The following is a 13,608-nucleotide window of genomic DNA, read 5'->3' on the forward strand; positions in this document are numbered from 1 at the left end:
ATAAAATACGATTATTGAAAAATTATGTAACACAAAATTCAATAATATAAATATATTATAATATAAACTATTATAATTTTAAAGCCTTAATTAGAAACTCAATTAGCTGCTCTGAAAACAAAGCCTTTTAAAGCCAAATTCATAAGCAAGGGCTGCACATGTCGTTCCAAATAGGATGATCTCCTTACCCGAACTGTATTCAATAAGCTCATCAAGAGATCCATTTACAATAGTTGAACCAGTCATAAAAATTACATCGCTCTCTTTTATTATCTCTTTGTTTAATTCATATGACTCAATTAGACTTCCATTTTTAAATTTGCCAATATTTTCCGGATCCATATCGGTCACTCGTATATCAAAATGCTTAGAAAGAGTTGACACAAAAGCTGGCTGGTATCCAATAACTGCAATTTTTGAATTTTTACAATTGCCTGTGAAATGTTCCAATACTCTCTGTGCACAAAGTTCTGGTCCTTCATCCTTGCAGTGAACGCTATCTTGTAAAAGCCCAAAATATCTGTAGGTAACATTGATAGTTGCAACTATCAATGCCCTGTTTCGTTCTTGTAACTCATCCAATTTGTTAATCTCTTCAAGACAACCACTAAATTTAGATGGGATTGCAGTAAATGCTTGACCGATTGACTCTTTGATTTTGGCTTGAATTAAGAATTCTTTCCCTTTTAGCAATGGGAAATCGTCTCTTTGTGGCTCACCAATTGCTTCTTTTGGAGTAAGACCCTTAATTTCAACATTTATGCCCTCCCATTGAAGCCCTTTATTAACTACTTTTTTCCACCATCTCTCTTTCAAAGAACTAAGAAGCACGCTCGTCATCACCTCAAATAAATATAATTTTTTGCTAAAATTTAAAATAAAAATTGCTTATTTGTAATATTTATAAAGGTATTATAAGCTTTATCTATACTTTAAGCACTGTAAAAAGGGGTGAAATAATGAAAGCTTATGTAAACGAAACCTTGTGCGTCGGCTGTGGGACCTGTGAAGCGCTTTGTCCCGATGTATTTAAGCTGGAAGGCGCTGTGGCAAAAGTCATTAGACAAACTTGCACCGACTGCTGCCAAAGCGCCAAAGAATCCTGTCCAGTTGAGGCTATATGGTTAGAAGAATGAGGATAAATATTATAAATTTTTGTGTAATTCTCTTATCTGGATAGCAAGATTATCTATCAGTTTCAAATCCTCTTCTTTCGGCATACCCTTTATAAGAACTGGGTTTATTATATGAGGTTTCAACGGTGAAAGCATATTTGAAACAGTATCCACCACTTTTGAACCCCAACCGAATGAGCCTATTAAACCAAAGTATTTTGTTTTTGGTTTTAAGGCAGCTACTAAATAAGTGGCATAAACAGCTGCAGGATGAGGTCCAAGTAATACTGTTGGCGTTGCAAGCACAATTGTAGCAGCATCAACCATATGGGTAGCAATCTCTCCAACATCGGTCTTTGCTAAATTGAATTGCATAACTTCAATGTCAAGATCGACCAAACTCTGTGTTAATCTATCTACCAATACCTTCGTACTGCCATGCATAGAAACGTAAGGTATCAAAACAAGATTTTTTACTCTATCAGATATCCATTCTTCATATGCGCTTATTATAAATTTTGGGTCTTGATAAACTGGACCATGACTTGGTGCGATAATTTTTGGATCAATATCCTTTACAATTTCTATGTTCTTTTTGATATTATTTCTAAATGGCATCATCACCTCTGAGTAATATCTCTTTGCAGCCAGGTATACAAGGGGCATATCAGCCACATAAAGCTCGCTGGTTGCTATGTGTGAACCAAGAAAATCGCATGTAAAGAGTATCTTTTCTTCTTCCAGGAACGTTATCATAGTCTCTGGCCAGTGCACCCATGGAGTTATCTTAAACTGCAGAGTCTTTGAGCCAAGTTCTAACCTATCACCTTCTTTTACAACCAAGAATTTAGTACTGTCTATGTGTAACAAATCAATCAGAAAGTCCTTGCATTTAGAATTGGTTACAACCATAGCATCTGGATAGAGATTCAATACGTCGCCAATTGATCCACTATGATCCTGTTCAGCATGATTCGAGATTACATAATCTACTTTCACTTTTAGCCTCTTGAGATCGTTTATTAACTCATAGGTTTTAGTAGGATCTGTACTGTCAATTAGAGCACATTTGTCATTTCCTTTCACAAGGTATGCGTTATAGGTAGTTCCATATGGCAAAGAAATAAGCTCATCAAAGATCCTCCTGTCCCAGTCAATAGATCTTAAAGACCAAACTCCGTCAGACATCTTTTTAATAGACATTGTAAACCTCCAAATTTATCAAAATTTTTTTATTACTATTTGAATCCTTCTAAAAAGATAAGTGGGCAGCGCAAAACCGCTAAATATGTGGACAAGCCTACTGAATGGAAGCACAAGAAACAGTGTAAAACCAAAGAATATATGAATTCTATATATCATAGGGATCATATTTAAATAATCTATTGCCTGAAACCTAAATGTTAAGAGATTTTTTACATATTGAGATAGATATACCAAAAGATGTCCATCTCTCTCAAACAGAAAAGAATAAATTACGCACGTCAGACCTAAACACAGGGTAAAAAATATCCACACAAGCACAAAAATATCCATCGAGGTTGACGTGGATAAAACCATTTGGTTTGTAAGTCTTCTAAATGTCAACAACAATACGCCAATAACCGTTATGATTCCGAAAGCAGAGCCCAAAATTATCTCTATCATCTGATGAAGGCTGCTTGATAAGCCTACAAGCTGAAAGACCCTCTCAGGCGTCAAAAGACCAAATAGGTGTCCAAAAAACAATGCCAGAATACCAAAGTGAAATAGGTTGCTGCCTAACTTTAATATTTTGTCCTCAAAGATCTCGCTTGAAGCTGTCTTCCAATTGTATGGCCTGTAAAAAAATCTAAATATGCTCACAGATACAAATATGCTCAAGACTACATAGGGATAAAAAAGAAAAATAAGATAATCAAAGTAACTCATCTAATGCCTCCTTATCTAAAAGTATCCCAAACAAACCACAATATGGACTTTTCGATTCCAAAAGCCCTGAATATAGATTCTGAAAAGCCAATTCGTATTCGCCTAAACGCTCGATAGCAACTTTTTTTTCGATATAGGAGAGAGACTCAATAAATAACGGAATATAGTCAGGCATCTCATTATTTTTTGGGTTAAAGCCAAATTCATTATAAAAATTTTTTATCTTCACCAACTCATAGCCCTTTTGAGAGTTGTTTAGGCGCATATGATCCAACATACACAGAGAATTTTTAGGTGTAAGGTCAAATGTGCCTACATAATATTCTTTCAAATCCAGATCAGATTTACCCCTATAGTAAGCTATAAACTCTTTGAGATATTTATACAAGTTTAAGTTCTTTGTATTCTCTTCAAATTTTTCGACATCAAATCTATACGTTTCATCTGGATATCTCAAAAGAAAAGAAAGTGACTTCATAAATTCTGAAAAACTCATAATATACTACTCTTTAGCCATATTTTTTAAAATTATGTCAATAGCTATTGAAAAAATTGCAAGCAAAAGAAAGACTAAAAATCCTTCTCTATACCCATCTGAACCGCCTCTTGCAACAAATGCACCAAGTAAGGGGGGTATGGCAAATCCGCCAAATGCGCCTAACCCACCAACCCATCCAGAAGCACCTCCTACTGCATTCGAAACCAACTTTGGAACTAACTTAAATACAGCAGCGTTGTTCACGCCCATGCCTATTGCCATAATAATCATAGACAACACACAAAATTCAATATTTCTAATAAACAATATCCCCAAAGAACCCACTGCCATAAAAACAAGGGATATTATAGAGGTATTTATGCCGCCAATTTTATCAGCGATCACTCCACCAAATATTCTTACAGCAGAGGTAAGTATTGAATATGTTGCAGTTAGAGTACCTGCAATAAAGAGGCTTACTTTAAAATACTGCGTCCAATAAGTAGGAAACCATGCGGTTAAAGCCATAAAACCGCCGAATGTGGTGAAATAAAGAATTACTAATAGCCAAGTCCTCACAGTTTTTGCAGACAATTTCAAACTATCTATCAGGCTTTTGGCAGGGCAAAGCTCCTGTCCACAACTTTTGGCAAATTCCATTGCCTTTTCCCTGCTATATCCCATTTTTAACATTTGAAAGTAATATGAATCTTTTCCTGTTATAAAGTAAAGTACCGCGCCGATTATCAGGAATGCAAGCCATATAAAATATGAATTAATTATTCCAAAGTTTACAAGGCTAATTGGCAGCAAAAAAGAAAATATTCCAGGAGCAAGGTTTCCTAACCCCGCATATGTTCCCAGTGCAAAACCCTGTTTCTTTTGCGGGAACCAATATGAGACTTGAGAGATGCCCACAGAAAATGTTGCAATCCCGCATCCGCTCAATAGGCCAAAGAACAAGGTTAGATAATAAAGCAAAGCCTTATTCTGGCTGGCAAAAGATTGGTTTTCAAAAATAAAATAAACAAGTCCAGACAGACCGATGAGCCCAACTATTGCAATAATCATCAAGGTCAAAAAAGGCTTTCTCCCACCAGCAGAATCAACCCAAGCAGAAAAGGGTATCCTTAAGATTGAACCTGAAAGCGCTGGCATTGCCACCAAAAGACCGAGCATCTGAGGAGAAAGTCCCAGAATGTCCTTAAACTTTATAGCCGTCGGCCCAAAGAGACTAACAGCTGCGAACCCGAAGAAGAATCCAAGCGTTGCTCCAAACAGGCCTTGATTTGGTGAGCCCTGAACTGATACCTTATCTTCTGTCATTTTTAGCCTCCAAAATCATTTTTTGGGAATCCTACGGTACCCTTTTTCACATAATCATCCTCGTACCCTTCCTTGTGAGCAGTCGGAATAACAAATCTGTCAGATTGATTAGCTATAGCGAGGAGTCTATATAAATATTTTGCATGGTCTATAGTAAGCCCAGACTTTTCAAGAATCTCAACGCTTTCGTCCTTATAAAGAATCTTATTTCTGTTATATTTCCTCACGGCCATAAGCTTATTTAGCGAATCAACAATAGGTTTTTCATCCCCTGCTGTTAACAAATTTGCCAAAAATTTTGCAGGAATTCTTAACTTTGAAACATCGGGCAAGACATCTTCATCTAATTCTGAGGCTATCTCTGATTTTATGGATGAAAGTGGCGGAATATAATATACCATTGGTAAAGTTCTAAACTCTGGGTGAAGTGGAAAAGCGATCTTAAATTCCTTTATCATCCTATAAACGGGCGATATTTTTGCAGCATTTAGAAAGTTCTCTGGCACACCGTCCTCTACTGCCTTAAAGATAACCTCTTTATCGTTTGGATCGAGTATTATTGAAAGCTGACTTTCGTAAAGATCCTTTTCATCGCTTGTAGCTACCTCTTTTATTCTGTCTCTATCGTACAGTAAAATACCGATATATCTAATTCTACCTACACAACTCTCAGAACAGATAGTAGGCTTTCCCACCTCTAAACGAGGAAAGCAGAGTATACATTTTTCAGACTTTCCGCTTTTGTAGTTGTAGTAAATCTTCTTGTATGGACAGGCACTCACACACATTCTAAATCCCCTACATTTATTTTGATCAATGAGCACTATGCCATCTTCATCTCGTTTATAGATTGCGCCAGATGGACAGGAAGCAACGCAAGCAGGGTTAAGGCAATGCTCACAAAGCCTTGGCAAGTACATCATAAAAGTATTTTCAAACGATGAATACAAAGATGGATCGATGTTTTTAAAGTTATAGTCTTTTGACCTGCTCTCAAAGGTGGTGCCAAGATCGTCTTCCCAATTAGCCCCCCACTTTATATCGATCTCTTTATGGGTAATAGCCGAAACAGGCTTCAGAGTTGGAAAGTTCTCTTCTTCTGAGTTCTTCAAATAAGAGTAATCAAAGGTAAAGGGTTCTGAATAGTCTTCAATGGTAGGAAGGTTTGGATTAGAGAATATATTTAGCAAAATATTTAGTTTTGATCCAGATTTTAATTTAAGATTTTGTCCCGAAAGTTCCCACCCTCCTTTGTATCTGTCTTGGACCTCCCAATTTTTTGGAAATCCAATGCCCGGTTTTGTTTCAACATTATTAAACCATGCGTACTCTAAGCCAGATCTTTGTGTCCAAACGTTTTTACACGTAACAGAGCAAGCATGGCAACCAATACACTTGTCTAAATTTAGCACCATTGCAAGTTGTGCTCTTACCTTCATAGGTCTTCACCACCTTTTTCTTTCTGTGTCCAGATAACTTTAGACAGTTTTCTAACAATTACGAAATCATCTCTATTTGAGCCAATAGTGCCATAGTAATTAAAGAAATAAGAAAGCTGAGCATAGCCACCGATCATATGCAAAGGGTTTAACAATATCTTTATCAAACTGTTATGCACGCCTCCTCTAACAGATGTCTTTTGTGAGAAGGGATTATTTAAGACTTTGTCTTGTGCGTGATACATAATCACCATACCATTTGGTATGCGTTGCGAGAGAACGGCTCTTGCAATTACTGTTCCGTTTCTATTACTTAGCTCTACCCAATCGTTATCACAAACACCAATTGATTTTGCATCAGACTCACTTAACCATACGTGAGGACCACCCCTGGAAAGATTTTGCATAATCTGAAGATCGATAAACGTTGTGTGAATGCCAAATTTTTGGTGTGCGGTGCAAAACTTTAACTTTATGCTATTTTCGTCAGGTTTGATTTGATTATTAGAGAGAATATCAACTGGCGCCTTATATATTGCAAAATTCTCACCAAAATCTCTCATCCACCTGTGATCTTGATAGATTTCTATCCTGCCAGATAGCGTTCGCCATGGAATTAACTCGTGAACGTTTAAATAATTTGCACTGTAAGGGATCTCTTTTGATTCTATCCCACTCCAGCAAGGTGACGTAATAGTCCTCCTGGGCTGAACCTGAAGATCGCTAAATTTTAGAGCATATTCTTTTGGTGGCAAAACATTTGAATGATCTCTTCCAGTTTTTTTTGAAATATTTTCCCATGCCTTAAACGAAATACTTGAATTAGTCTCAGGACTCAAATGCATTATTGCATCACAAACGTTTCTCGCTGAAAAGATACTTACTAAGTCGTTGCTTTCTGAATTAATAGATTTTAAGTCGTTTAACTCTTCACCGCAAAGCCAGGATACCCCTTTTGCTCCGATTCCTAATTTTTCCACCAATGGTCCTATTGATATATATTGTCGATAAACATCTGAATAATCTCTCTCTATCTGAGAAATATTAGGAAATGTTTTGCCTGGCAAGATGTCACACTCACCTAATTTCCAATCCTTCACATCAGTCGGTTGACCCAGCTCGGAAGGGGTATCGTGTAAAAGTGGAGAAAGTACAGTGTCAATTCTTTTTCCTAAATTGTCTTTTGCAAGTTCAGAAAACTTCTTTGCAATTGCCTTGAAGATCTCCCAATCAGTTTTGGACTCCCACAGTGGGTCTACAGCTTGTGAAAATGGGTGAATGAATGGGTGCATATCAGTAGTACTTATATCTTCCTTCTCGTACCATGTAGCTGAAGGCAATATTATATCGGAATACAGACAAGTAGTGCTCATTCTAAAATCCATTGTAACCAAAAGATCCAATTTACCAATAACTGGCTCTTTTACTTTTACCTCTTTGAGAATGCTTAAATCTGCTTCATCTTCTATTAGCCCCGACTTTGCGCCTAAAAGATATTTTATAAAATATTCGTGCCCCTTTGAACTTGCTCCCATTATGTTCGATCTCCAGACGAACATATTTCTTGGATAATTCTTCTCATTTTCTGGATCTTGATAAGAAAACATAATATTTTTTTTCTTTATTTCGTCTAATATATAATCGGATATACTCATGGACTTAGCCTTTGCAAGATCGAATATATCCAGTGGATTTATGTTTAAATATGGTGCTGATGGGAGCCAACCAAGTCTTATGGCCTTCACGTTTAGATCGAATGGATGAGAACTATATAAATCCTTTTTAGCAATAGGAGAAAGTAAGTCTTCGACTTTCAAGGTTTCATATCTGTATTGACCAGTGTGAACATAGAAAAAGGAAGTCGAGTTAACATGTCTTGGAGGTCTATACCAGTCAAGAGCAAAGGCAAAGGTAGACCAGCCCGCAAGCGGCCTAACTTTTTCCTGTCCCACATAGTGAGCCCAACCACCGCCAGACTGCCCAATACAACCGCACATTGTAAGCAAATTTATAGCTGCTCTATAAATAGTGTCAGTATAGTAATAGTGATTAACGCCTGCACCAATGATTATCATCGACTTCCCTTTCGTGAGAAGAGCATTATTTGCAAATTCACGGGCGATCTTTATTACGATTTCTTTCTTTACTCCTGTTATTTTCTCCTGCCAAGCTGGAGTATAACAATTAGGGTCGTTATAATCCTTTGCAACGTTTTCATCATCTAATCCCCTATTTACCCCATAATGAGCGACAAGCAGGTCAAATACGGTTGAGACATAAAATTCTTTGGAGTTTACAGTTATTCTTTTTGCTGGTACCTTTCTAGCAATAACTTCTTTGGTCTCTCCAAAATATGGAAATAAGACTTTTGCCTCAATGTCTCTAAAATCAATTAAACTTAGCTCTGGATTAATTTCTTTGCCAGTTTTTGAATCTTTGGATTCAAGGTTCCACTTTCCATTGTCCTGATATCTAAAACCTATACTACCATTTGGCACACATATACCAATTTCCTTATCAAATATTACAGTTTTCCATTCATCAAACTTTTCTTTGTTACCCATATCGCTCGATCTAAATAACCTTCCAGGCTTAAAAAATTCTTTCTCTCTTTCAAGTATCACCAGACAAGGCATATCAGAAAACTTTTTACAATAAGACTCAAAATAATCGCTTCTTTTGTCAATAAAAAATTCTTTTAATACCACGTGTCCCATTGCCATCCCCAAAGCAGCATCGGTTCCGGGTCTTGGGTTAAGCCAAATGTCAGCAAACTTACACGCTTCGTTAAAATCGGGAGATATAACTACGGTTTTTGTTCCCTTATACCTGGTTTCAGTAAAAAAGTGTGCATCGGGTCTTCTTGTTTGCGGCACATTTGAGCCCCACAACACAAGATAGGTAGAGTTATACCAATCTGCTGACTCTGGAACATCAGTTTGATCGCCAAACATCTGAGGAGAAGATGGAGGTAAGTCGCAATACCAATCATAAAAGCTCAAAACAGCCCCACCGATCAAAGATAGATATCTAGATCCTGATGCATAACTTACCATTGATTTCGCTGGAATGGGGCTAAAACCAACCACTCTATCTGGCCCATAATTCTTTATTGTATATACGTTTGCTGCAGCGATTATTTCAAGTGCCTCGTCAAAAGAGATTCTTATAAAAGAGCCGTTACCCCTCTTTTGCTTATACAAAGAAGAGCTTTTCACTACCTCTCCCCACGCACTTACAGGATCAAGGTTCTTTCTTTTTTCCTTGTATAGCTCATATAGAGACCTTCTGATCATTGGATATTTTATTCTGTGTGGGCTATATTCATACCAGGAATAGCTGGCCCCACAAGGGCATCCTCTTGGCTCATATTCAGGAAGACCCTCCTGGGTAGATGGATAATCGTTTTGCTGGATTTCATAAGTAATAATGCCATCTTTCACAAATATCTGCCAGCTACAGGAACCAGTACAGTTTACTCCATGCGTGGATCTAACTACTTTGTCATAAGAAAATCTCTTTCTATATCCTTCTTCAGCCAAACAAGGTTCTCTTTTCTCTTCTATCCAATCGCTCAATTCATACCCCACCTTTCAAAAGATTTTCCCCTAAATTCACTTCTTTTTACATTATATTTTAAATTGTAACTACTTAACCATAAAAAATAATTGACTTAGATCAAGAGAATTAAAAAGCTTGTGATCGAAAAGTTGTAGCGTTAATAATTAGCGTTAACAATTGAAGTATAATAATATTAAATTATATATCCTTAAAATTAAGGGGAACAAAAGTGCAACCAGAAAAGAAGATTTCCTTTGATAGCATATCTACTCTTGTCACTCCTATTAGACTTATTTTAGGGTGGCAATTTTTCAGCGCTTTTTTAAGAAGAGTGATAAACGATCCAGAGAAATTAGATCCAAATTCACCTGCATATATGGGGCACGCTTTCAACCACTTTCTGCCACATGCTCTATTTATTAAACCAATGATAGAATTTTTAATAACTCATGTTCATTTACTTTATATTTTCTTATTCACATTTACTATTATTGAAGGTTTAGTAGGGATTGGGTTAATTCTAGGACTGTTAACAAGATTATCCTCGCTCGGAGCAACGCTATTATCACTTGGTATACTTTTGGGTTCTGGTTGGTTGGGCTCGACGTGCGTAGACGAGTGGCAAATAGGCATTGCAGGGATTGGTTGCGGTTTAGTCGTTATGTGCTTTGGAGGCGGACTATTTTCCATAGATTATCTTCTCTTAAAAAATAGGACTTCAAAAATCTTAAGACTTCTTACATCTGGTCCTTTTGACCTAAACAGTGTCCAGATAAGAAATATAGCTTTAATTTTCAGCATAATAGCAGTTTTTATAACACTTTTTACATACCAAGCACTGCACAACGGACTCTATGGCAAACTATATAACCTTTCAAAAGTGCCAAAAATAGAAATCTTAAGCGCAAATTTATACGACAACGGAGCGTTGAAAATGATTCTTTACAGGGTTGACGGACCAGACACATACGGAGCGTTTGTTAGACAAATTATTGTATCTAATGATTCTGGCAACATAGTTGAAACCTTCGATCCAAACGAGACAAACGTTGACAAGTCAAAAATTAAAAATTTTTACTTTAACAAGATAGAACCAAATAAATATAGCTTAGTAGTGCCCCTTGGCGCTAAGGCTGAGATAGAGTTATTGCCAACCCAAAATATAAAGCTCGAAAGGGGAAAATACAAAATAGAATTAATTGATGTAAGTGGCCTAAAATGGGAAAAGTACATTAACATAAACTGAGTTTAAACGATTTTCTAAACTGTAAATTTATTAAGGAGCGGATTTGAATAAAACAAAGCCATTGAAGGTTTTGCATACGTCTGATTGGCATATTGGAGATACCATTTGTTCAAAGAGAAGATACGATGAGTTTGAATTTGCCCTAAATTGGCTATATAGAGTAATAGAAGAAAAGAATGTCGACGTAGTGCTAATATCAGGAGATATCTTTAATACAAGTACTCCAAGTAGTCAGGCACAAGAGCTATATTACAGATTTTTGCACAATATATCTAAATCCAATTGCAAAGGCGTAGTGATAACTTCTGGCAATCACGACTCGCCCTCCTTTCTATCGGCACCAAAGGAGATATTAAAGGTCTTAAACGTTCACGTAATAGGGTCAATTTCAGAAAACCCAGAAGATGAAGTTATAGTTTTATCGGATAATGACGAGCCAATTTTAATAGTTTGTGCAGTACCATATTTAAGAGAAAAGGATTTAAGACTTCCCGAAGAAGGCGAGTCTATAAGTGAAAGGGAAACCAAAGTTATCAAGGCTATCAAAAAACACTATAACATGGTATTTGAAATTGCAAAGAACAAAAAGAATGAGTTGAAATTAGACATACCAATAATAATAATGGGACATCTTTTCTTAGGCTCTGCCATTTTAGAAGATGACGATGGGATAAGAGATCTCTATATAGGATCTCTATGCCAGATACCAGTAGAATTTCTGCCACAAGAAGCTGACTACATTGCCCTAGGTCACATTCACACGCCACAAATAATAGGCAAAAATGAAAAAATTAGATATTCTGGCTCCTTATTGCCAATGGGGTTTAAATCTAACGAACAAAAAAAGAAGGTTTTTTTAGCTCAATTTTATAATAAGAATTTAACCGTAGAAAGCATTGAAGTACCAAAGAAGAAAGATCTAATCTCTATAAGTGGCAACATTAAAGAAATAGCTCAAAAATTAGAGGAATTATCTAATACGGGTAAAGAATATTATTTAGAGGTAGTATATACAGGAGAAGAGATAATATCTAATTTAAAAGAACAAGTTGAAAGTTTGTCTAGATCAAATAATATAGAAATATTAAAAATTAAAAATGGTAGGTTATCTAATTCCTTAAACGATGAATTTGAGTCTTCTGATAATGAATTAAGTTTAGATCCGATTTCAATGTTTGAAAGATGTTTAGAGGAAAAATCTGTACCTGAGGAACAAAGATCTGAATTGAGAAATGCCTTTAAAGAAATACTTAGATATATGAGCGAGAGGGATCTATCAAGTGAAGATTCTTAAAATTAGACTAAAAAATATAAATTCCATTTACAATGAGTGGCTAATTGATTTTACTCACCCAGATTTTACTTCAAGCTCTATATTTTTAATTACAGGCCAAACTGGTTCGGGAAAATCTACAATATTGGATGCCATCTCCCTTGCTCTGTATGGAAGAACCCCAAGATTGAACAAAATTTCTACAAATAATAACGAGTTGATGTCAAGGAATACAGAAGAGTGTTTCTCAGAAGTTACATTTGAAACACAAAAAGGCGTATACAGGGTATACTGGGGACAAAATAAAACTAAATCACAACAACCGAAAAGAGAGCTGTTTGATATTAAAAACAATAAGATTTTAGAAACAAAAACAAAAAAGGTAGAAGAGAAAATAAATGAGATAACAGGAATGAGCTATGATCAATTTACAAGGTCTATTCTCCTTGCGCAAGGCGATTTCGCATCCTTTTTAAAAGCAAATCTTGATGACAGATCTGCAATTCTTGAGCAGATTACCGGAGCAAAGATCTACAGCGAAATTTCCATATACGTTCACGAGAAGAGAAAAGCCTTAAAGGAAGAGAGAGATTCTTTGAATAGAGATCTTGCGAGTTTGAATACATTATCTCCTGAAGATGAAAGAAAACTTAGACTCGAATACGAGGGGTGTCTAGAGCAAGAAAAAAGGTACGATAAAGAACTCTCAAAAATGAACGATTTAGCTAATAAAAAAAGAAGGGAGAAAGAACTTGAACTTGGACTAAAAGAATTAGAAGAGGATCTTTTAAGAATAGAGCAAGAAATAAAAGACTTTGAACCACAAAGGTTAAAAAGAGATCGAGCACAACTCGCAAAAGACCTTTATCCCAAATACAAAGAATTACAAGATATTAATGAATCCATAAAGAATAAAGAAGACAACCTAAAAAATAAAGAGGAAAAGAAAAGAGATTTAAACGAACAACTCGAAGGGTTAAAGGTTGCACTAGAAAACATAAACGTTAATTTACAAAAGAAGGAAAAGGATAAAGAATTGTTAGAACCAGTTTTAAAGGAAATTAGGTCGCTTGATTATGATATAAAAATTAACCAGAAAGACTTAGAATCCTATAAAAAGTTGCGAAACAACGAAGAAGAAGAAATGTTAAAAATTATAAAACAAAACGAAGATACAAAGGAAAGTATTACTAGCATTGAAAATAAAATAAATAGTTTAAAGACTTACATAAAAGAAAACATGGCTTTTGGAAATTTAA

Annotated in this window: 11 protein-coding genes; 4 read left to right on the top strand and 7 right to left on the bottom strand. The window is 35.9% G+C overall.

The features are described from left to right. Positions 1 to 102: 102 nt before the first annotated feature. The gene (locus ACWIUX_RS06860) at positions 103 to 840 is read right to left on the bottom strand and encodes a Rossmann-like domain-containing protein (protein WP_448589985.1); all 738 of its coding nucleotides are present in this window, start codon (positions 838 to 840) and stop codon (positions 103 to 105) included. A gap of 119 nt (positions 841 to 959) precedes the next feature. Here ACWIUX_RS06860 and ACWIUX_RS06865 point away from each other — a divergent pair, with 119 nt between their 5' ends. Beyond that, on the top strand, positions 960 to 1,136 hold the full coding sequence (locus ACWIUX_RS06865) for a ferredoxin (protein ID WP_448589995.1): 177 nt from the start codon (positions 960 to 962) through the stop codon (positions 1,134 to 1,136). 9 nt (positions 1,137 to 1,145) lie between these two features. Here the strand turns inward: ACWIUX_RS06865 and ACWIUX_RS06870 are convergent, their stop codons facing one another. The 6 genes from ACWIUX_RS06870 to ACWIUX_RS06895 are packed head-to-tail and all read right to left on the bottom strand — an operon-like array spanning position 1,146 to position 9,847. Beyond that, positions 1,146 to 2,318, bottom strand: a complete 1,173-nt coding sequence (locus tag ACWIUX_RS06870) for an FprA family A-type flavoprotein (RefSeq protein ID WP_448589986.1) — start codon at positions 2,316 to 2,318, stop codon at positions 1,146 to 1,148. Between the two features lie 18 nt (positions 2,319 to 2,336). After that, a complete protein-coding gene (gene narI, locus ACWIUX_RS06875) occupies positions 2,337 to 3,026 on the bottom strand; it encodes a respiratory nitrate reductase subunit gamma (RefSeq protein ID WP_448589987.1) in 690 nt (229 codons plus the stop codon). Then, positions 3,013 to 3,522 (bottom strand): nitrate reductase molybdenum cofactor assembly chaperone, encoded by a 510-nt coding sequence (gene narJ, locus ACWIUX_RS06880; RefSeq protein WP_448589988.1) that lies wholly within the window; start codon positions 3,520 to 3,522, stop codon positions 3,013 to 3,015. The genes narI and narJ overlap by 14 nt, the downstream gene beginning before the upstream one ends. 6 nt (positions 3,523 to 3,528) lie before the next feature. Continuing rightward, complete coding sequence (locus ACWIUX_RS06885; protein WP_448589989.1) at positions 3,529 to 4,830, bottom strand: MFS transporter; 1,302 nt, start codon at positions 4,828 to 4,830, stop codon at positions 3,529 to 3,531. Positions 4,831 to 4,832: 2 nt separating this feature from the next. After that, complete coding sequence (gene narH, locus ACWIUX_RS06890) at positions 4,833 to 6,269, bottom strand: nitrate reductase subunit beta (RefSeq protein ID WP_448589990.1); 1,437 nt, start codon at positions 6,267 to 6,269, stop codon at positions 4,833 to 4,835. Beyond that, on the bottom strand, positions 6,266 to 9,847 hold the full coding sequence (locus ACWIUX_RS06895; protein WP_448589991.1) for a nitrate reductase subunit alpha: 3,582 nt from the start codon (positions 9,845 to 9,847) through the stop codon (positions 6,266 to 6,268). The genes narH and ACWIUX_RS06895 overlap by 4 nt, the downstream gene beginning before the upstream one ends. Before the next feature lie 212 nt (positions 9,848 to 10,059). Here ACWIUX_RS06895 and ACWIUX_RS06900 point away from each other — a divergent pair, with 212 nt between their 5' ends. The 3 genes from ACWIUX_RS06900 to ACWIUX_RS06910 form a co-directional block, all read left to right on the top strand. After that, entirely contained in the window at positions 10,060 to 11,076 is a 1,017-nt protein-coding gene (locus ACWIUX_RS06900) for a TQO small subunit DoxD (RefSeq protein ID WP_448589992.1), read from the top strand. 43 nt (positions 11,077 to 11,119) lie between these two features. Next, on the top strand, positions 11,120 to 12,370 hold the full coding sequence (locus ACWIUX_RS06905; RefSeq protein WP_448589993.1) for an exonuclease SbcCD subunit D C-terminal domain-containing protein: 1,251 nt from the start codon (positions 11,120 to 11,122) through the stop codon (positions 12,368 to 12,370). Further along, positions 12,357 to 13,608 (top strand): AAA family ATPase (locus tag ACWIUX_RS06910; RefSeq protein WP_448589994.1); only part of this gene is annotated, 1,252 nt, incomplete at its 3' end. The genes ACWIUX_RS06905 and ACWIUX_RS06910, both read left to right, overlap by 14 nt.

It is taken from the genome of Thermodesulfobium sp. (assembly GCF_053498235.1).

Coding starts and splice junctions, on each gene's coding strand:
- ACWIUX_RS06865 (WP_448589995.1), top strand. CDS start 960: ATGAAAGCTTATGTAAACGAAACCTTGTGCGTCGGCTGTGGGACCTGT.
- narJ (WP_448589988.1), bottom strand. CDS start 3,522: ATGAGTTTTTCAGAATTTATGAAGTCACTTTCTTTTCTTTTGAGATAT.
- ACWIUX_RS06860 (WP_448589985.1), bottom strand. CDS start 840: ATGACGAGCGTGCTTCTTAGTTCTTTGAAAGAGAGATGGTGGAAAAAA.
- narI (WP_448589987.1), bottom strand. CDS start 3,026: ATGAGTTACTTTGATTATCTTATTTTTCTTTTTTATCCCTATGTAGTC.
- narH (WP_448589990.1), bottom strand. CDS start 6,269: ATGAAGGTAAGAGCACAACTTGCAATGGTGCTAAATTTAGACAAGTGT.
- ACWIUX_RS06885 (WP_448589989.1), bottom strand. CDS start 4,830: ATGACAGAAGATAAGGTATCAGTTCAGGGCTCACCAAATCAAGGCCTG.
- ACWIUX_RS06870 (WP_448589986.1), bottom strand. CDS start 2,318: ATGTCTATTAAAAAGATGTCTGACGGAGTTTGGTCTTTAAGATCTATT.